The organism is Sphaerotilus montanus (assembly GCF_013410775.1).
GTDB classification, from domain to species: domain Bacteria; phylum Pseudomonadota; class Gammaproteobacteria; order Burkholderiales; family Burkholderiaceae_C; genus Sphaerotilus; species Sphaerotilus montanus.
The window spans coordinates 2,325,577-2,346,314 of the sequence record NZ_JACCFH010000001.1 but is presented as its reverse complement, the minus strand read 5'-3'; the positions used below and the strand labels follow the sequence as shown (position 1 = coordinate 2,346,314).

Below are 20,738 nucleotides of genomic sequence, written 5' to 3'. Positions count from 1 at the left end.
CCCCGGCGTCGGGATCCATCTAAATATCGTTATTGGCTGATATTATGGCGTTCACCTTCCTGCCGCACAACACGAGAAAGTTGCCCATGGGCTGGTTCAACCGCACTCCCCCCACCTCCACCGCTGCCACCGTGCCGGCCACCGAACAGCTGATCGATGTGCGCAGCGAGGGCGAATTCGCGGGCGGCCACATCGACGGCGCGCTCAGCCTGCCGCTGGACCAGCTCGCGCAGACCATCGCCCGCGCCGTGCCGGATCCGGCGACCCCGCTGCTGCTGTACTGCCAGTCGGGCATGCGCTCGGGCATGGCCTGCCAGCTGCTGCAGCAGCTGGGCTACACGCAGGTCCGCAACGGTGGCGGCGTGGGCGTCCTGTCGATGCAGCTCGGCCGGCCGATCAGGCGCGGGCCGGCTGGCCGTTGACCTCGCGGACCTTCTGGATGAAGTCGGCGGCGGGGAGTGCCGGGCTGCACAGGAAGCCCTGGTAGCAGTCGCAGCGCAGCGTCTGCATGGCGACGCGCTGCTCCTCGGTCTCCACGCCTTCGGCCACCACGCGCATGCCCAGGCTGTGGCCCAGCACCACCAGCGCCCGCACGATGGCGGTGTCGGTGCGGTCGTCGGGCGTGCCCTTGACGAAGGAGCGGTCGATCTTGAGTTCCTGCACTGGGAACTGCTTGAGGTAGCTCATCGAGGAGTAGCCGGTGCCGAAGTCGTCGATCGACAGCTCCACCCCTAGCGCCCGCAGCGCATGCAGCTTGGCCGCGGTGGTCTCGACGCGGTCCATCAGCATGCTCTCGGTGAGTTCGAGGATGAGCTGCCTGGCCGGCACACGGTGGCGCTGCAGCGCGTCGCGCGTGGTGTCGAGCAGCGTGCCGGACACCACGCTGTGCCGCGCCACGTTCACCGCCACGCGCACCGCCAGCCGGTGCTCGGCCCGCCACTGCGCCAGCTGCGCGCAGGCGCGCTGGATCACCCATTCGCCGATCTCGACGATCAGCCCGCACTCCTCCGCGATCGGGATGAAGCGCCCCGGCGCCACCAGGCCCAGCGTCGGGTGCTGCCAGCGCAGCAGCGCCTCGGCACCGACGATGTGGCCGGTGCGCAGATCGACCTTGGGCTGGTAGTGCAGCACCAGCTCGCCGCGCTCGATGGCGCCGCGCAGCTGCGTCTCCAGCAGCAGCCGCTCCACCGAGACGGTGTTGATCTTCTCGCTGTAGAACTCGACGCCGTTGCGCCCGCTGGCCTTGACGTGCTGCATCGCCACGCCCGCCGTGCGCAGCAGCGAGGCGTCGTCGGCGCCGTCGTCGGGGAAGATCGAGATGCCGATGCTGGGCGTCAGGTAGACATCCTGGCCATCGACATGGAAGGAGCGCGACAAGGCGTCCAGCACCTGGCGCGCCACCCGGCTGGCCGCTTCGGGCGACGGAATGTCGGGCATCAGCAGCGCGAATTCGTCGCCCCCGAGCCGCGCCAGGAAGGGTGCATCCCCCAGGCGCTGGCCGAGCAGGCTGTGGGTGGAGCGGGTGGTCTGGCGCAGCCGCTCGGCCACGGCCACCAGCAGCAGATCGCCCGTGCCGTGGCCCAGGGTGTCGTTGATCTGGCGGAAGCGGTCGAGGTTGAGGTGCAGCAGCGCCAGCGTGCCGTGGCTGTAGCGGGCGCGCACCAGCCCCGCCTTGAGCTGCTCGACGAAGACACGCCGGTTCGGCAGGCCGGTGAGCGGGTCGTCGTTGGCGAGCCGGTCCTGGTAGACCTTGAAGGCCAGGCTGTTGCGCACGCGGATCTTCAGCTCGCTGGCGTCCACCGGCTTGGAGAGGAACTCGGTCGCGCCCAGCTCCAGCGCGCGCAGCTTGCTGGCCGGGTCGCTGGCCGCCGTCAGCACGATCACCGGCGTGTAGCGCAGCCGCTCGTCCAGGCGGATCAGGCGCAGCAGGTCGAAGCCGTTCAGCTCCGGCATCATCAGGTCGAGCAGGATCAGCCCCGGCCGCTGCGCGCGGGCGGTCTCCATCGCCTGCAGCGGCTCGTGGACCGCGACGAAGCGGGTGTAGCCGGCGTCCTCCAGATAGGCCTGGGCGACGTCGGTCATCATCGGTTCGTCATCGACCATCATGATGGTCACGTCCGACAGCGTCGGCTGGGACGGATGGACCGGTTCGGACGGAGCGAGCGGAGCGGACGTTTGTGGTGCAGACATGCGCGGGTTCTCAGGCAAGGGTGGCGGCCGGGGCCGCCTCGCCGTGGGGGATCACGATCCGGCGGGCGAGCGCCTGGATCTGGCGCATCACGCGCTCCAGTTCAGCCGGTTCGCCGGCACGGGCCAGGCGCTCGAATTCGCGGGCCGGCTCGAAGAAGACGTCGAAGCCGACCGTGCCGCCCGCGCCCTTGAGCCAGTGCGCCAGATCGGCCAGGTCGTTCAGGCGGCCGTCGTCCAGCGCCGACTGCATCGCGGCCAGCTTGCCCGGCAGCGTGTGGCCGAAGGTGCGCACCACGCGCGACAGGCGCGGATGGTCGGCCAGGCGGGAAACGATGGGCCCGCCGTCGGCTGGCAACGGCGTCGCCGCCGCCGCCGCCACCACCGGGCTCCGCTCCGGCAACACGCCGGCCACCTGACGCCCTCCCAGATGAGCAGCCAGTTCGGCCAGCAGCGCGTCGATGTCGACCGGCTTGGTCAGGTAGCCGGTGAAACCGGCGGCCTCGATCTGGTGTTCGAAGCCCTTCATCGCGTTGGCGGTCAGCGCCAGCACCGGCAGCGTGCAGCCGCGCTCGCGCAGCAGGCGGGTGGCCGTGTAGCCATCCATCACCGGCATGTTGACGTCCATCAGCACGAGGTCCGGCGCCTCGCGTTCCACCACGTCCAGTGCCACCGCGCCATCGCAGGCTTCGAGCACCGTCAGTCCGGCCGACTCCAGCACCAGCCGCACCAGCTCGCGGTTCTCGGCGCCGTCGTCGACCACCAGCACGCGGCCGGCGTCGAATTGCCAGTGCACCGCACCGCCGGTGGCCTGCGACCGCCGCACCGCGGTCAGCGCGTCCGGCGCCAGCCAGTCGGCGTCGTCCAGCGCGCCCGTCTCCAGCGTGACGTGGAAGGTGCTGCCCTGCCCCGGCACGCTGCTGACGGTCACGTCGCCGCCCAGGGCCCGGGCAAAGCGCCGGCTGATCGCCAGCCCCAGCCCGGTGCCGCCGAACTGGCGCGTGGTCGAGGCCTCGGCCTGCACGAAGGGCTCGAAGATCGCATCCAGCTTGTCGGTGGCAATGCCGATGCCGGTGTCGGCGATGTCGATCGCCAGGCGCGGCGCGGCGTCCCCGGCGCGGCCCGCGTCCACCATGTGCAGCGTCACCGTCACCTCGCCCTGCAGGGTGAACTTCAGCGCATTGCCGATCAGGTTGGTGACGATCTGGCGCACGCGGGCCGGATCGGTCAGCACCGTCGCCGGCAGCGCCTCGGGCAAGGCGACGACCAGCCGCACGCCCTTCTCCTCGGCCCGCAGCCGCATGATGTCGGCCACCTCGTGCACGACCTGGTGCACTGCGCAGGGCACGCGCTCGACCTCCAGCCGCCCGGCCTCGACCTTGGACAGATCCAGGATGTCGTTGATCAGCGCCAGCAGGTGCCGACCGCTGCCGAGGATGGTGTCGAGGTGGCGGCGCGTGTCCTGCGGGTTGTTCTGCCAGCCGCGGCGCAGCAGTTCGGCGAAGCCCAGGATGGCGTTCATCGGCGTGCGGATCTCGTGGCTCATGTTGGCCAGGAAGTCGCTCTTGGCGCGGTTGGCGGCCTCGGCCTCGTCGCGGGCCAGGCGGAGCTGGACTTCCTTTTCCTCCAGCATCGTCACGTCATCGAGGCTGACCAGCGTGCCGGCCACCGTGCCGAGCGCCCCGGCGACGGGCGAGACATTGACCATGAAGGCACGGGCACGCCCCCCCGCATCGGTCAGGTGCATCAGCAGGTTGCGCCGCGACTGGCCGTCGGTGAGCACCTGGTGCCAGGGCCTGTCCGGGTGGCCGGGCAGGTGGGGCTGCAGCCAGTCCAGATCGGCCACCGGAACGAGGAACAGCGCCTCCGGATCCTGGCCGACCACCTCGCCGAAGGTGCGGTTGGCCAGCATGATGCGGCCGGCCGGATCGACGATCACCAGCCCTTCGGCCAGCGTGTCGTACGCCGCGCGCACGCGGCCCGGGATCACCTTGGACGGGTCCAGATGCCGCAGCATCCGGCGCAGATAGAAATAGAACAGCACGAAGCAGCTCAGCGCGGTCGACACCAGCAGCAATTCGGTCGAGCCCAGCCACGAACGCCAGTGCGCGGTGTCGCGCAGCGGATCGAACTGCAGTTCGGCCTGGCCCCAGGGCGTGCCCCCCTGCACCAGTTGCAGCCGCAGATGGGTGTCGGTGGACCCGGACCCGACATCGCCGCCACCCGGCACCAGCGCTGGCGGCACCGACGCCCCCTCGGGTGTGCCCGCCTGCAGGTAAAGCACGCCATCCGCCCGGCGCAGGCGCACGGCGCGCAGCGCCGGATTGCGCTGCACGACGAAGTCGAGCACCTGCTGCAGCCGGCCACGGTCCTGCTCGTCGAGCATGGCCATGCTGCTGACGGCCACCGTCTCCGCCAGCGAGACCCGGGCGGCGCGCAGCGGCCCATCGCGGTCGGGCAGGAGCCCGGCGAACTGCGCCATCAGCAGCACGCTGACCACCAGCGAACTCAGCCCCAGCGCCAGGTGAAAACGCGAGGACAGGTGTTTCAGGCCGAACTTCATGCGGAGCCCTCGGGCGGTTCAGGGGCGACTGGCGATCCGGCCGCCGGGCGGACGAGCAGGCGACGGGCCTTGCTGAAGAGCTGCTCGATCGGGTCATCGCCGCTGTCACCGTCGTCATCGGTGCGGTCGGTCGCGAGGCCGTCTGCCGCGTGGCGGCGCATCTCGGCCAGCACCGGCAGCGGGTCCATGCCCGCCCAGGCCGGCACGACCGACATCAGGCTGGTCATCAGCACCCCGCCGCGCACCAGCCAGATCACGTAGCCCACCGACAGGCCGGTCGAGACCAGCGCCGTCGAGGCCAGCGAGACCATGCCGGCCTGCTGGGCATCGGCGACTTCCTGGCGCAGGCGGTCCATCTGTTCGGCCAGCGAGGTGCCGTTGCGCGAACCCCAGAGGTCCATGTCGGTCACCAGCCGCCTCGGCGCTTCGGCGCCCTCCGACGGCAGGTCCAGTGCCACCTCCGCTGGCGGCTCGGCCACGGCGGCAGCGCGGACCGCCGTCGAACGGATCACCGGCGCATCGACCGCCGCCGGCCGCACGCCACCGCCACGTGCTGAACCAGCGTCCTCGGCCATGCGCGCACCGAGACCGAGTGCGTCATCACCCGCGCTGTCTGCCGGTGGTGGCAGCACAGGGTCGCTCCGCCGAGCGACCGCGGCCACCGGCGCGGCGGTCGTCGCGGCGGCACTGTCGCCGGCCGAAGGCGCTGCGCTGGTGTCCCCTGCAGCCACAGCCACCAGCGTCATCTCGGCGGCCTCGACCGCCTGGCGCTGCGGTGTCGGCGAACCGATCCGCACCTCCGAATGGCCATCGCTCAGGCGCAGCGCGAAGGCCGTGGCCGTGCTGCCGACGGGCGCGACCCAGGTGACGCGGGCAGCGTCCAGATCCGCCTGCGTGAACATGGTCACCGCCTGTCCGGGCGCGGCCGACAGCTCGAACTGCCCGCCCTGCACGCTGTCCACCCGGTAGGTCAGCGCGGTCGCCGGGGTGTCCTGGTCGCTGGCGTGCAGCACGAGCGTGACCCGGCCATCGGAGATCAGCGCGACGTTGTGCATCACCACCGGCGCCTCGTCGATGTTGGTCACCGTGATCTGCAAGGCCTGCTGCGCCGTCAGGGCTCCGTCACTCACCTCCACCAGCACGTCGTAGCGGTTGTCGCCATCGGCGTCGGCGGCTTGCTCACGGTCCGGGGCCTGGCGGAAGGCCAGCACGCCTGTCGCCGCGTCGATCTGGAAGCGCGCCGCATCGGCGCCACCCACCACCGCGTAGTGCAGCGGCGCGTCGGCATCGACGTCCGCGCCGACCACCGTGGTGACCTCGGGGGTGTTTTCCGCCTGGTCGAGCGCCAGCGTGACCGCGCCGCCGCTGCTGGTGATGCGCGGCGCGTCGTTGACGGCGCGCACCTGCAGCGTCGCCACCAGCGCCACGCCCGCCTGCCCGTCGCTCACCTCGCCCGCCAGTGTCACCGCACCGTGCCAGTCCGCGGCCGGATCGAAGCGCCAGCGGCCGCCGCCCAGGTCGACCAGCACGCCGTCGCCGCCCGTCAGCCGCAGGGTCGACACCGACAGCGCATCGCCCTCGGCATCGCTGGCACCGGCGAGCAGGTCCGCCACGGTGATCACGCGCGCCGTGTCCTCGTCGACCGTGCCGAGATCGACCACGGCGCTCACCGGCGCATCGTTCACGGGCGTGAACGCCACCTGCGCAGCCTGCGGCGCCAGCGTGGTCGTGGCATCGGCCAGCACCAGCCGGTAGGCCGGGGCGGCCTCGTGGCCATCGGCGACAAGGCGGATCGCGCCGGCATCGACCTCGGCCTGCGTGAAGCGCGTGACCGCCACGCCTGGTGCGGTGGCCTGCTCGAAGCGGCCCCCCGTCAGGTCCTGCACCGTGTAGACCAGCGCCGCAGCGGGCGTGTCGACATCGCTGGCCAGCAGCACCGGCCGGGCCATGCCGCCTTCGAGAACCGCCAGCGCATTGGTGTCGAGCCGCGGCGCTTCGTCGACGTTGTCCACCACCACCGTCAGCGACTGCGACGCCGTGTGCAGCCCGTCGCTCACGCGGACGGTCACGTCGTAGACGCCATCGGCGCCCGCGTCGCGGGGCGTCTCGCGGTCCGGCGCGGCACGCCAGCGCAACGCACCGGTGGTGGCATCGACCGTGAACAGCGCGGCGTCCGCGCCGCCGGACACAGCGTAGGTCAGCGTGTCGATGGGCCAGTCGGCATCGCGGGCCTGCACCTGCGTCACCGCCAGTGCGTTCTCGGCGACGTAGCGCACCGCCGTGGCGCCGCCGCCGTCGCTGGTGATCACCGGCGCCGTGTCGTTGAGCGGCTGCACGGTGATGCGCAGGGCCTGTTCGTCCGTGTGCAGACCGTCGCTGACCTGGATGCGCACCTCGTAGACGTTGTCGGCGCCCTGGTCGCGCGGCGCTTCGGCATCGGGGGCCGCGGCAAAGCGCAACACGCCCGTCGACGCATCGAGCGTGAACAGGGCCGCATCGGCGCCTCCAGCGATGCGGTAGCGCAGCGTGTCGGCGGGCAGATCGTCGTCGTGCGCCAGCACCTGGGCCACGGCCATCTGCCCCTCGTCGACCACGAGCGCGGCGCTCGCGCCCCCGCCGTCCGAGTCGATCACCGGCGCCTGTTCGTTGACCGGCAGGATGGCGATGTCGAACGACGCGGCCACCGTGCTGCCATCGGCCGAGGTGGCGCGCAGCACGACCGTGCGTGTGGCCACGCCCTCGTCCGGCACCGCGCGCGCCAGCGTCACCACGCCGGTCGCCGCGTCGACCGCGAAGCACCCGCCGGCCGAGTCGTCCAGCGTGTAGGTGATGCCATGGGTCGTCACGTCTGCATCCACCGACCCGGCCCGCAAGCCCACGGCCGTGCCGACCGCGGCGTTTTCCGCCACGGCGTCGCGGGCCGCATCGGTGTCGCTGACCGCGACCAGATCGAACTCGTCCACATCCGTCACGCGCACGGTGAAGGCCTGTGTCCACAGGCTGCCGTCGGCCGAGGTGGCCTGCACGACCAGCGTGTGCGCCAGCGCCATCTCGGCATCGAGCGCGCCCGCCACCGTGATCACGCCCGTGGTGGCGTCGATCGCGAAGTGCCCACCCGCGCTGTCGAGCAGCGCGTAGGCCACGGTGTGGCTGGTCGCGTCCGCGTCGACCGATTGCGCAGTGAGCCCCACCCGTGTGCCGACCGCGGCGTTTTCCGCCACGGCATTGGCAGCACCGTCCACGTCGTTGATCGCGACCAGATCGAACTCGTCCACATCGCGCACCGCGATGCTGAACGCCTGCGTCTGCACGCTGCCATCGGTCGACAGCGCGCGCACCACGATGCTGTGGCTCTGCGCCACTTCGGCGTCCAGCGCCTGGGCAATGGTGACCACGCCGGTGGTGGCGTCGATGGCGAAGCGCCCGCCTGCGTTGTCACTGAGCGAATAGGTGACGGCATTGGCGGTCGCGTCGAGGTCCTGCGCCTGTGCGGTCAGGCCGACGGTGGTGCCGACCGGATCATCCTCGCGCACGCTGTTCGCCTGCGCATCGGCGTCGGTGATGGCACCGACGCCGTATTCGTTGACGTCTTGCACCGCGATGGTCAGCGCCAGCGTCGTCGTGCTGCCGTCGCTTGATGCTGCACGCACGAGAATCGTGTGGCTCAGCGCCGTCTCGGCGTCCAGCAAGCCGGCCACCGTCACTACGCCCGTGCCAGCGTCGATCGCGAACCGGCCGCCCGCCGTGTCGTCGAGCGAATAGGTGACGCTGTTGTTCGTCACATCGGCATCGACCGACTGCGCGGTGATCCCCACCCGCGTGCCGACCGCGGCGTTCTCCGCCACGGCATTGGCAGCACCGTCCACGTCGTTGATCGCGACCAGATCGAACTCGTCCACATCGCGCACCGCGATGCTGAACGCCTGTGTCTGCACGCTGCCATCGGCCGACAGCGCGCGCACCACGATGCCGTGGCTCTGCGCCGCCTCGGCGTCCAGCGCCTGGGCGATGGTAACGACGCCGGTGGTCTCGTCGATGGCGAAGCGCCCGCCCGCATCATCGGCGAGCGAGTAGGTGACGGCATTGGCGGTCGCGTCGAGGTCCTGCGCCTGCGCGGTCAGGCCGACGGTGGTGCCGACCGGATCATCCTCTCGTACGCTGTTGGCCTGCCCATCGGCGTCGGTGATGGCACCGACGCCATATTCGTTGACGTCCAGCACCCCGATGGTCAGCGCCAGCGTCGTCGCGCTGCCGTCGCTTGATGCTGCACGCACGAGAATCGTGTGGCTCAGCGCAGCCTCGGCGTCCAGCAGGCCCGCCACCGTCACCACGCCCGTGCTGGCGTCGATCGCGAACCGGCCGCCCGCGGTGTCACCGAGCGTGTAGGTGACGGTGTTGTTCGTCGCGTCGCTGTCGCCCGCCAGGGCCTGCACGCCCACCACCGTGCCGATCGCCGCATTTTCCTGCACCGTGTCGGCCGCCAGATTCACGTCGGCGAGCGCACTGATGGCCGCCTCGTTGACGTCCTGCACCACCACGCTCAGCGTCTGGGTATCGACGCGGACGCCGTCACTGGCTTCGACGATCAGGTCGTAGCGGTTGTCACCCCCAGCATCGATCGGCTGCTCTGCATCCGGAGTAGCGACGAAGCGCAACACACCCGTGCCCGCGTCCAGCGTGAAACGGGCGGCATCCGCGCCACCGACGATCTGGTAACTCAATGGCACGCCGGACACGTCGGCATCGGTGGCCACCACGGTCGTGACCGGGCCGCTGCTGTTCTCCTGCACGGCGAGGGCCGCCGAAGTGCTGCCACCGTCGGACTGGATCACCGGCGCATACAGATTGGTCTGGCTCACGGCGACCGTGAGCGCCTGGGTCGCGACACTGCCGTCGGCCGAGGTGGCCTGCAGCACGAGGTTCAGCGTGCTGCCGCTGTCGGCCGCCACGCTGCGTGCCAGCCTCACCACACCCGTACCCGAATCGATCTTGAACCGGCCGGCCGCATCGTCCGCCAGCGCATAGGTGATCTGGTTCCGCGTGGCGTCGGCGTCACGCGCCGACGCGATGATGCCGACCCGCGTGTCGACGGCCGCGTTGTCATTGACCGCGTTGGTGGCGCTGTTGGCATCGATGGGCGCGGTGACGCTGAACTCGTTGACGTCCTGCACCCCGATCCCCAGCCAGCGCGAGCTGAAGCTGCCGTCGCTCGACACCGCCCGCACCAGCAGCAGATAGCCCGGCGTGGTTTCAGCGTCCAGCGCGGCGGCCACCGTGACCACGCCACTGGCGGCATCGATCGCGAAGCGGTTGCCATAGTTCAGCGCCAGCGCGTAGGTGATGGTGTGGTTGGTCGCATCCGCGTCGACGGCATGGGCCTGGAAGCCGACCGCCGTCCCGATCACCGCGTCTTCGCGCACCGACTCTGCCGCGCTGTTCAGATCCGTGACCGCGCCGATCGCCGACTCGTTGACGTCCTGCACCACGATGGTGAAGCTCTGGCTCGCCACGCTGCCGTCGGTGGACCTGGCCTGCACGGTGACCGTGTGGCTCAGCGCGGTTTCGGCATCGAGCGCGCTCGCCACCGTGACCACGCCGGAACTGGCGTCGATGGCAAACCGCCCGCCCGCGTTGTCCGTGAGCGTGTAGGTGACGGTGTTGTTCGTCGCGTCCGCGTCCACGGCCGAGGCGGTGAGACCGACAGCGCTGTCGATGGCCGCACGCTCCGACACGGTGTTCGGCGCCCCATCGGCGTCGACCGGGGTGGTCACGCGCGCTTCGTCGAGATCGCGCACGGCGACCGTGACCTGCAGCGTCTGGTTGCTGCCGTCGATCGAGGCGGCGCGCACGAGCAGGGTGTGGCTGCTGGCGGTCTCGGCATCCAGCAGGCCCGCCACCTTCACCACGCCAGTGGTGGCGTCGATCGCGAAGCGCCCGCCAGCCGAATCGTCCAGCGAATAGGTGACGGCGCTGGTCGTGCCATCGGCATCGACCGCGCTGGCGGTGAAGCCGACCGTGGTGCCGATCGCGGCGTTTTCGTCGACCGCCTCGGTGCCGGGATCGGCGTCGGTGATCGGCGAGACCGCGTACTCGTTCGCGTCAGTGACCACCACCCGGAGCTGCTGGGTGTCGACGTGCACGCCGTCGCTGACCTGGACGGTGAGGTCGTAGACGTTGTCGGTGCCGGTGTCGGCGGGCTGCTCGAAGTCCGGCACGGTACGGAAGACCACGGCGCCACTGGCAGCGTCCATGCTGAACCGGGCCTGGTCTGCACCGCCAACGATCGTGTAGGCCAGGGCCGGCCCGCCAACGTCGGTGTCATAGGCCGTGACGACAGTGACCGCGGTGCCGTTCTCGGCCACGCTCACCGTGGCGGCATCTGCGCCGCCACCCGAGGTGATCACCGGCGTCTGCGTGTTGGCCGGCACCACGTCGAGTGTCACCGTGCCGATGGCACCGGGTCCGCTCTCCAGTGCGGCAACGGCAGACGCGGCGGTCGTGTGGTGGTAGAGCGCCACATCGTCGAGCGCGCCCGTCAGGAAGCGCGCGGCACTGAGCGTGCTGTTGGCCCCCAGCAGCACCGAGCCGCTCGTCGTGAGCGTGTCACCCCCCTGGCTGCTGATGGCGCGCAGGGTGCCGTCGATGTAGACGGACGAGCCCGTGCCCGTCACGGTGGTCAGCGTGTACTGGTGCCACCGGTTGTCGAGCAGCCCGGTGACCGGGATGTCCAGCGCCGAGGTGTTGGTGATGGCCGTGCCGTCGTTGCTGTCGACCAGCGAGGTGCGCAGGACATTCTTGATGCCGGACGCGGTACTGGTGGCGTCCTCGATGAAGTAGATATTGAGGCTGTTCTGAACGCCGGCCGTGCCATCGGCATAGAGGTAGCGGTAGCCGGTGCCGGTGTTGTCGGCCAGCTTGAACCAGTAGGACAGGGTGAACTCGCTGGTGTAGGTGACACCGGTCAGCCCCACCCGGTCGTCGACGCCGTCGAACTGCAGTGCCTGGCCAAAGACCCCCGCCGTGGCACCGGGCTCGCCGGCCAGGCTGCCGACGTCGTCGTCGAGTGCCCAGTAGGCAGCCAGCCCTTCGCTGCCATCGACGACCCGGTATTGCAGGGTGTCGGTGCCGACGAAGCCGGCATCCGGCGTGTAGACCACCTCGCCGCCGACCACCGTGGCCTGGCCATGCGCGGGCTGGCGGATGTCCAGCAGCGTCAAGGTGCTGCCCGTCCCCAGACGGTCGTTGGCCAGCACGTCGATGGACACGGCGGTGGCGTGCGGGGTCGTGGCCGTGTCGGCCTCGGCCACGATCTGGTCCGCCACATCCGTGACCGTGACCGCGAGGGCCTGCGTGGTGGCCAGCAGCAGGTCGCTGGCCTGCACGGTGACCTCGTAGAGGTTGTCGCCACCTGCATCGGCTGGCTGCTCGAAGTCCGGAGCGGCAACGAAGCGCAGCGCACCACTCGCGCTGTCGATCGAAAACCGTGCCTGGTCGGCACCGCCGACGATCGAATAGCGGATGGTCTGGACCGGCCAGTCCACGTCGTTTGCGCCAACGGTGGTGACGGCGGTGGTGTTCTCGGCCACCGAGACCGCAGCCGTGCTGGCGCCGCCGTTGGTGGTGATCAGCGGGGGCGTGTTGGCGGGTTCGAAGGTACGGGCATACACGCCGTCCTTGTCGGCGGCCGAATCGCCACTCCAGGCCACGACAAAGTGGTCGGCGTCGCGGACTGCCACCGAAGCGGCCACCTGGTCCTTGGCGGTGCTCTGGTTGACCAGAATCGGTGCCCCTTGCACGACACCGCTCGCGCTGATCTTGCGGGCGTAGATGCCCATGCCGTCTCCGTCGCCGGATTTCTGGTACGTCACCACCGCTGAACCGTCCGGTGCCAGCGCAATCGACGGACTGGTCGCGTCTCCAGTGTCGGCATAGAACCAGACGTTCTTCGGTGTGCCCGTCGCCGTGTACGACAGCCCCCAGAGGCCGGTCATCGTCGACTGCTCCCTGTACGCCACGGCAAAGTTGCCCTGGTCATCGATGGCGACCGCGGGGCCGAAGCTGTCAGATGCAGGTCCGTCCACCTGGGTGAGGGCGCCAGCCGCCACACCGGCCGCGTCGTAGCGCTGGAACCGGATGTGCTGCCCGTCGTTCCACGCGATGACAAACCGCCCGGTCGCGTCCATGGCCACCGCGGGGTTCAGCTCTCCGTTCAGCGTGCCCGCCGCCCGGTCCGTGGCATCCAGGGCCGTGCCGTCCTGGGCGAAACGGCGGAAGAAGACCGACTGACCACCCGGACCATCGCCTTCCCACGCCACGACGAGGTCGCCATTGCCGGAATTCAGGCCGATGACCGCGTTGAGCTGGTCACCGCTGTCGCTGGCGTTGGCACGGATCTCGCCGGTCAGCGCGGTGCCATTCGCAGCGAATCGGCGGAAGTAGACACTGGCGGTCGTGCCGTCCTGGTCCTGGCTGGTCCAGACCACGGCGAACTGCCCCGAAGCATCGCCGACGATGCGGGCGTTTTCCTGGTCCTTGGCGGTGGTGGTGTTGACCTGGATCTCGCCCGTCAGCGCCGTGCCGTCGGAGGCGAAGCGGCGCACATAGACGCCCTTGCCGCCACCGTCCTGGCCGCCGCTGGTCCACACGACGGTGTAGTTGCCGGCAGCATCCAGCGCCACGGCCTGCTGGCTGCCACGGGTTTCCGCACCGGTATTCTGGTTGCCCGCGGTGGTGAGGTTGACCTGCGTCTCGCTGCCCAGCACGCCGTCCCAGGTCTGCTGCAGCGCGGCATCCGCCGCCACCGTCGCCTCGATCTGGCCGGTGTGCTGCTCCAGCAGCCAGTCGCCACCGCGGGCGGCGCTGCCGGTCAGGTCGTCGCTGGCGGCCACGTCGGCGCCGGTGAGCGCGGCCAGTCCCTCGATCAGGAACAGCCCGTTCGCCCCGGCAGCGACATCGCAGCCGTAGAGCATCAGGTCGGCCTGTGCGCTCAGCGCGCTGCCCCAGTCGGCGATCTCGCCTGCGCGCCGCAGCAAGCTGTCGGCGTCGAGCGTGGACGTGCCCAGCGCCACCACGCCCGACTGGCCGTGGCTGAAGACATGGACCGCATCGAAGGTCTCGCCCGCCGCCTGCCGCTCGTCCAGCGTGCGGCTGATGACGGCCAGCCCGTCCTCGTCCGCGGCGATGGGGACCACCTCGATCGGGCGGCCGGCGACGCGTTCCGCCAGCAGGCCGCCGACCAGCGACCGGGCCTCGGGAATGCCGAGGTCCACGAAGGCGATCTCGGTGCGGACCACCGTCTGGTCCGCAGTCTGCGTGGTGGCTTGCAGCCGCTGCTCCTGCACCCACCCGACGTCACCGCCCGCCAGGGCTGCCACCGCCGCCAGATCGGCCGAGTAGAGGATGCGCGGCTCCAGCGTTTCCATCAGGACACGGGCGCGGACGCGGGCAGTCGTCGATGGCATGCGCGGGAAAGCAGGACCGGTCAGAGGCTGCCGCGCGTGGACAGCGAAGTGGCGGACAGACCCGGCTCATCCACCTTGCACCGCGCTCCGGCCGGCAAGCGGTTGCCCGGATTGGGCAGAGCCAGCCGCACCCGGAAGGTGTTGCTGGCCGCGTCGATGATCTTGTCGACGTGGGTGACCTTCGCCGGCATCGACACCGCCCCGGGCAGCTCCGGCACCACCGACAGCGTGTGGTTCACGGCGACGCTGCCCCAGCGACTGGCCGGCATCACGATCTCGACCCGCAGCGGATCAAGCATCGCCAGCCGCAGCAGCGGCTTGTCCTCGACCCGCTCGCCAGCGTTGACAAAGCGCTCGACCACCACGCCGCGGAAGGGGCTGCGCACGGTGCGCTGGCCGAGCTGGGCCTGCACGACGCGCAGCTCCTGCTGGCTGACCTCCTGCTGGCCGCGGGCCTGCTGCAGCTTCTGGTCGGCCACGTCGCGCTCGGTGCGCGCCTGCTCCACCGCCTGCGCGGAAACGAAGCCCTCGCCCAGCAGCTCGACCGCGCGGGCGTGGCGCTGGTGGGCGAGCATCAGATTGGCCTTGGCCGCGTAGACATCGGCCTCGATGGCACTGCGGGCCTGGGCGGCGTGCAGCCCGGCCTGCTCGACATCCGAGCGCAGCACCACCAGCGGCTGTCCGGCCTGCACGAGGGTGCCGTTGTCCACCGGGATCTCCGACACCACGCCCACCACCGGCGAGCCGACATCGGCCACCCGCTCCGGGCTGATCAGGCAGCCGAGCGTGGGTCTGGCCGCGCGGGGCGCGGCCGGCGCGGGGGCCGATGCGGCCGGCGAGACCGGCAGCATGACGGCGCCTGGTGCCGGTGCTGGTGGTGCGGCACCGGCCCGACCGGGCAGGGCCAGCAGCGCGGCCGTGGCCAGCACGGCGGAGATCGCACGCGCGCCCATCAGGCGTGCAGGTGCGTGAAGTCGAGTTGTGTCTGCCATGTCCTGTCCTGCTCCAGCAAGCGGCGTCGCAGCCGCATGCCCTGTTTCTGGTGCGTGCCCTGCAGCTGCCGGTTCCATGCCTGCACGACCACCGCGGGCACGGCCAGGGCGCCCGGCCCCTCCTGTTGTCGGCGCCGCAGCAGGCCGACTGAAGCCCCGCCGCTTTGCCAGATCGAGGCATCCAGCGCATGCCAGACCTCGGCGCTGCCCGGATCGCCCTGGCGCGCGGCGCGGCCGATGCACTGCCGGTCCAGCCGCGCCGAGGCGTTGTCCTGGCAGCAGAGCACGTGCAGCCCGCCGCGCTCGGCCACCCCGGCGCCGAGTTCGATGTCGGTGCCGCGTCCGGCCATGCGGGTCGCCACCGTCACGGTGCCGGCCTGCCCGGCCATCGCGACGACGGCGGCCTCGTCGGCGTCGTGGCGCGCATCGAGCACCTGGTGGTCAATGCCCGCCACGTTCAGGCGCGCGGACAGCGCCTGCGCCTCGGCCACGGTGTTGACGCCGACCAGCACGGGCCGGCCCTGCGCGACCAGCGCCTGCACCCGCGCGGGAATCGCCTCGGCCCGCGCCTGCCCGGTCGCGAACAGCCGCGGCGGCGCCAGTTGCCGCAGCCCCGGCCGCCGCAGCGGCACCGCGACGATCTGCCGGCCGTAGACCGCGCGCAGCTCCGCCCGGCACTCGGCCAGCGTGCCGCTGATGCCCGACAGCCGCAGGTAGCCAAGGAAGAAGCGCTGGTAGCTGGTCTGCGCGCTGGTGCGGGTCGGCGGCGTCACGGGACAGCCCTCCTTCAGCTCGACCAGGGTCTGCAGCCCGCGGGCCCAGACACGGCCCGGCGCGGCGCGGCCGGTCACGGCGTCCAGCAGCTCGACCCGGCCCTCGCGCACGAGGTAGTGGCGGTCCGGCACCAGCCCGTGCAGCGCCACGAGCGCGGCGCCGACCAGGTCCTGCCGGTGCCGGCGGTTCAGCCAGGCGCCGCCGAGGCTGTCGGCGAGTGGCTCCAGCCGCTCGGTGCCGGCCTCGGTCCAGTGGACGGCGAGCTGCTCGGCGTCCAGATGCAGGTCCTCGCCCGGGGTCAGCCGGCGCGCCAGCATCAGCGCCTGGAAGCAGGCGGCGCGGTGGCCCGGGTCGTCCTGCGTCTCGGCGAGCACCAGCGGCATCGTCGCCTCGTCGATCATGAGGCTGTCGGCCTCGTCGACGATGGCCATGCACAGCCCGCGCAGCAGCAGCGGTGGTGGCGCATCGCCTGCCAGCCGGGCGGCGCAGCGCTGCAGCTCGCTGCCCTGCGCCTGGAGGTGGACGCGGTCGCGCAGGTGGTCGAAGGCGATCTCGCGGGCGGTGGCGTAGGTCAGGTCGCAGGCGTAAGCGGCGCGGCGGGCCTCCGGCGCGGTGCTGCCGAGCACGACGCCGGTGCGCAGCCCGAGCACGCCGTAGAGCAGACCGAGCTGCGCGGCGTCGCGGGCGGCGAGGTAGTCGTTGGCGGTCATCACGTGCACGGGCACGCCGGCGAGTGCGGCCACCGCGGCGGCCAGCGCGGCAGCCAGCGTCTTGCCCTCGCCGGTGGCCATCTCGGCGAGGTGGTCGTCGAGCAGGGCCTCGGCGCAGAGCAGCTGGGTGTCGTAGGGATTGCGGCCGAGCGCCCGCTGCGCCGCCGCCGCCACGCAGCCCAGCGCACGCACCCGCTGCGCACCGCCGAAGCCGTCGCGCGCCAGCCGGGCGCGCAGGCGGCGCAGGTGGGCGCGGAACTCCAGCTCGCTCAGCGCCGCCCAGCGCGCCTGCTGGGCCCGGATCGCGGCCACCCGGTTCACCAGCGGCGGCGCAGCGGTGCGGCTCCACCAGCCGGCCCACGCGGCCGGCGGCGACGGGCCGCGCAGCGGATAGGCCCCGAGCAGCGGCCCGGGCCGGGGCAGGACGGCGGTGGGCGTCATGGCTGCGGGGAGAGGTGGTGTAGCAGTTGCTGCTGCAGGGCCCGTGCGGCCTGCCAGGCCAACGGGGCGCGGCCCTGCTCGAAGCGCACCCAGGCGCGGGCGCCGATGCGCTCGCCGGTGGCCTGCGCCAGCCGCACATCGGCCTGCAGCACGGGCTGCGCGGGTTTCAGTCCCTGCGGATCGGCCGGATCGGTGGCGATGCCGCCGCCGTGACGCTCGCCCAGCGCCGCGCTCGGCAGCGGTGCGCCGCCACCGGACGGCGTGCCGACCAGCGTCCCGCGCATCGGCGGCGCGGCCGAGCCGATCAGCCAGACGTCGACCGGGCCCCGGTGGGCGGTGATGACAGCCGCATCCGCCTGCGCGACGACCACGCGCACCCGGCCGGGTGCGCCGGTGTCGACATGCCCGAGCAGCGCGCCACGCACCAGCCAGCGGCCGGGCAGATCGTCCGTGCCGGTCAGGTGCACCCGGCCACCGGCCTGTGCGCGCACGGTGAGGCCAGCGATCTGTTCCTCGGTCTGCGCCCGTTCGGCCTCGGCGGCCTGCAGCGCGTGGTCGACCGCCGCAAGCTGCGCCTTGTCCTGCCGCAGCGCCTGGAACCGGTCGGCCTGCAGCGCCTCGATGCGGCTGGCGAGGCGTTCGCGCTCGGCCAGCAGCGTGGGCGCGGCCAGGCGCAGCAGCGGGTCGCCACGCTGCACGGCCTGGCCTTCCGTGACCAGCACGGCGTCGACAAACCCGGCGGTCTGCGTGCGGACCAGCGCGTCTTCCGGCGGCCACAGCACGCCTTGCGCCAGCGCGGCGTCCGGCAGCGGCACGGCCAGCGCCGGCCCCAGCACGCACAGCGCCAGTGTCGCGATCGACCAGCCGGCCCGCCGCCGCTCGGCCGGCGCCAGCGACCAGCCCGTCAGCCAGCGCCCCAGCGCCCGCAGCGGCTGCCCGACCAGCGTCCAGCCGAAGTACAGCGCCGCCAGCGCACCCAGCACCGAGGACACCGAGGCGAGCCACCAGCCCATGCCCAGCGCCACGCTCCAGCGCATCGCCAGCGCCGCCGGCGCGTAGGCCCACAGCCACGGCGTCTCTCCCGGCAGCGGCACGATCGGCGCCTCGCCCGGCATCCGCAGCACGCAGCGGCGCAGGGCGTGCAGCCAGTGCGACGCGCTGCGCAGCGCCAGATTCGGCAGGTCCGCCAGATCGCACAGCAGGTGGTAGCCATCGAAGCGCATCAGCGGATTGGCATTCACCAGCAGCGACGACAGCCCGCCGATCGCCACCACCACCAGCGCCAGATCGCGCAGCGCGCCCGGCTGCACCACCAGCGCCACCCCGAGGGCCAGTGCCACCAGCGTCAACTCGACCAGGATGCCCGCCGCGGCCACCACCGCCCGCTGGCGGCGGCTCGGCAGCGCGGCGGTGGCCGACGCGTCCACAAACGGCACCGGCGTGCCCATCAGCAGCGTCACGCCCCACTGCGGCACGCGCGCGCCCCAGTGCCGGATCGCCACGCCATGCCCCACTTCGTGCAGCACCTTCATCACCGGGTAGGCCAGCCACGCCCAGGCCAGGCCGCGGGGCGTGCCCAGGCCATCGCGCAGCTGCGCCGACAGCGCGGCCGTGTGCGGCCAGGCGGCGACCAGCGCGGCGCCCACGCCCAACAGCCACAGCAGCAGCGCGGCGGGCGTGAACAGCCAGCGCAGGCGCGCGGCCAGCCAGCCGAACGCCGCGTCCGGACAACCGAAGGGAATGCGCCACGCCAGCAGCGACTGCCGCGGCGCCTCTGCATCCGCGGTGGTGCGGTCGGCGGCAGCGTCAGGCGACGGCGCGCCGAAGTCGGGCTGCCGGTCAAAGCTCATCAGGCCGGCGCGGTGCAGGCGGGCCAGCAGGCCGAGCAGCTCGTCCTGCGTCGGCACGTCGTCGCGCAGCTCGGCCAGCGCCATCTCCCACAGGCGCTGCAGGGTGTGGCGGCCATCGCAGCGGCCGATCGTCGCCCAGGCGGTGGCGTTCAGGCGCACGCTGCGCGTGCCGTCCGGGCGGGTCAGCACCTGCCAGACCGCGCCCCGCACGGCCATGCGCTGCACGGCAGCCTGTTCGTCCAGCCGCGGCCGCAGCCCGGCCACGCGGAACCACTGCGCACTGTGCAGCGGCGCCTCCATCAGCCCCACCACGCCCACAGCGCCAACCGCGCCGTCTCCACCAGCCGGCGGGTCCAGCGCCAGCCGTTGGCAGCGCGGCCGGCATCGATCTGCGCGTGGCCCTGCAGACCAGGGCGCAGGTCGGCGGGGCGGTCCGGCAGGGCAGCCTCGACCTCGAACACATTGCGGCCCTCCACCGCCTTCGCCACCGGACTGATGCGCGTGACCCGCAGCGGCAGCGTCTGCCAGGGCAGCGCCGTCAGCGCCAGCGTGCCGGTCTGGCCGACGCGGACCTGCGCGATGTCGCGCTCGTCCACCTCGACGATGATGCGGAAGCGGTCGCCCGGCGCCAGCGTCATCAGCGCGTCGCCCTGGCGCACCGGCGCACCGAGCTGCTGGCTGAGGTCACCCTGCACGACGAGGCCGTCGAAGGGCGCCACCAGCCGGCCGCGCTGCAGGCGGGTGTCGACCAGATCGAGCTGGGCCTGCGCCTCGTCGATGCGGCTCTGGTTCTGCACGAGCTGGGCGCGGTCGGCGCGGGCGTTGGCGGTGGCCCAGGCGTCCTGGTGCTGCGCGAGCTGGCTCTGCCAGCGCTGGCGTTCGAGCTGCAGATCCTGGTCGGCCAGTTCCACCAGCACCTGTCCGGCGCGCACGCTGTCGCCGGGGCGGGCGTGGACCTGCTGCACGAACCCGTCCGCCGGCACGGCCAGCACGCGCTGCACCGCCCCTTCGAGCCGCGCCTGTCCGCCCAGGTGCACGTCGGCCGGCCAGACGAGGACCAGCAGCGCCAGCACCACGGCGCCCACCAGCGACACGCGGCGCCACGGCGCCGTGCGGGTCGTCGCCACCGCCTGCAGACGCTGGTACCACGGCCGCTCGCGGTCGCGCAGCAGCGCCAGCACCGGCGCGATGCAGGTCGCCAGCTGCTCCAGCATCGCCAGTTCGTCCGGATCGACCGGCACGCCACCACGGCGCTCGCAGCACAGCGCGCCCAGCAAGGCGCCCTGCACCACCAGCGGCACGCCGGCCACCGAATCCCCCCGCGACGGCGCCAGCGCGCGGTGCGCCCGCGTGATGCGCGGCACGCCGGTGTGGCCCCGCGGCTCCGGCCAGACGACGCCGGCCTGCTGGTCAAAGGTCTCGCCCAGCGCCGCCAGCAAGGCGGCCCGCGCGGGCGTGGCCGCGTCAGTGGCCGAGCCGTCGGACACCGCCACCAGCTGCAAGGTGTTCTCTCGCGCCAGCGCCATCGAGACCCGCTCGAATCCGAGGCGCAGCGCCAGTTCGCGCACGGCAACACGCGCCCCTTCGTCGAAACTCGAACAGCCCAGCAGCGCCGCCTGCAACGCCAGCGCGGTGCGGCCAGCAGCGGGCAGACCCGTGTCCGGCGCAGCGGCGGGCGGCACGGGGCGGACAACAGCAGCAGGACGGGTCAGGGCGTGCATCGGGCAGACTCAGGGCAGGATGCCTGTGAGTCTGGCGCG

Annotated in this window: 8 protein-coding genes; 1 reads left to right on the top strand and 7 read right to left on the bottom strand. The window is 72.1% G+C overall.

Annotated features, from left to right (window positions below):
* Positions 1-86: 86 nt before the first annotated feature.
* On the top strand, positions 87-422 hold the full coding sequence (locus BDD16_RS10560; RefSeq protein WP_179633912.1) for a rhodanese-like domain-containing protein: 336 nt from the start codon (positions 87-89) through the stop codon (positions 420-422).
* Here BDD16_RS10560 and BDD16_RS10555 read toward each other — a convergent pair.
* Genes BDD16_RS10555 through BDD16_RS10525 form a run of 7 tightly spaced genes read right to left on the bottom strand, consistent with a single transcriptional unit; the run spans position 397 to position 20,699 of the window.
* Positions 397-2,190 (bottom strand): putative bifunctional diguanylate cyclase/phosphodiesterase, encoded by a 1,794-nt coding sequence (locus BDD16_RS10555; RefSeq protein ID WP_179633911.1) that lies wholly within the window; start codon positions 2,188-2,190, stop codon positions 397-399. The genes BDD16_RS10560 and BDD16_RS10555 overlap by 26 nt on opposite strands.
* A gap of 10 nt (positions 2,191-2,200) precedes the next feature.
* The gene (locus BDD16_RS10550; RefSeq protein WP_179633910.1) at positions 2,201-4,750 is read right to left on the bottom strand and encodes a hybrid sensor histidine kinase/response regulator; all 2,550 of its coding nucleotides are present in this window, start codon (positions 4,748-4,750) and stop codon (positions 2,201-2,203) included.
* Positions 4,747-14,211, bottom strand: a complete 9,465-nt coding sequence (locus BDD16_RS10545; protein WP_179633909.1) for a cadherin domain-containing protein — start codon at positions 14,209-14,211, stop codon at positions 4,747-4,749. Before BDD16_RS10545 ends, BDD16_RS10550 begins: the two co-directional genes overlap by 4 nt.
* A gap of 20 nt (positions 14,212-14,231) precedes the next feature.
* A complete protein-coding gene (locus tag BDD16_RS10540; RefSeq protein ID WP_218897767.1) occupies positions 14,232-15,164 on the bottom strand; it encodes an efflux RND transporter periplasmic adaptor subunit in 933 nt (310 codons plus the stop codon).
* Positions 15,164-17,128: a preprotein translocase subunit SecA gene (locus BDD16_RS10535; protein ID WP_179633907.1), complete on the bottom strand. Its 1,965-nt coding sequence runs from the start codon at positions 17,126-17,128 to the stop codon at positions 15,164-15,166. The genes BDD16_RS10540 and BDD16_RS10535 overlap by 1 nt, the downstream gene beginning before the upstream one ends.
* Complete coding sequence (locus BDD16_RS10530; protein WP_179633906.1) at positions 17,125-19,278, bottom strand: biotin/lipoyl-binding protein; 2,154 nt, start codon at positions 19,276-19,278, stop codon at positions 17,125-17,127. The genes BDD16_RS10535 and BDD16_RS10530 overlap by 4 nt, the downstream gene beginning before the upstream one ends.
* Positions 19,278-20,699, bottom strand: coding sequence for a GAF domain-containing protein (locus tag BDD16_RS10525; RefSeq protein ID WP_179633905.1), 1,422 nt, complete (start codon positions 20,697-20,699; stop codon positions 19,278-19,280). The genes BDD16_RS10530 and BDD16_RS10525 overlap by 1 nt, the downstream gene beginning before the upstream one ends.
* Between the last annotated feature and the right edge of the window lie 39 nt (positions 20,700-20,738).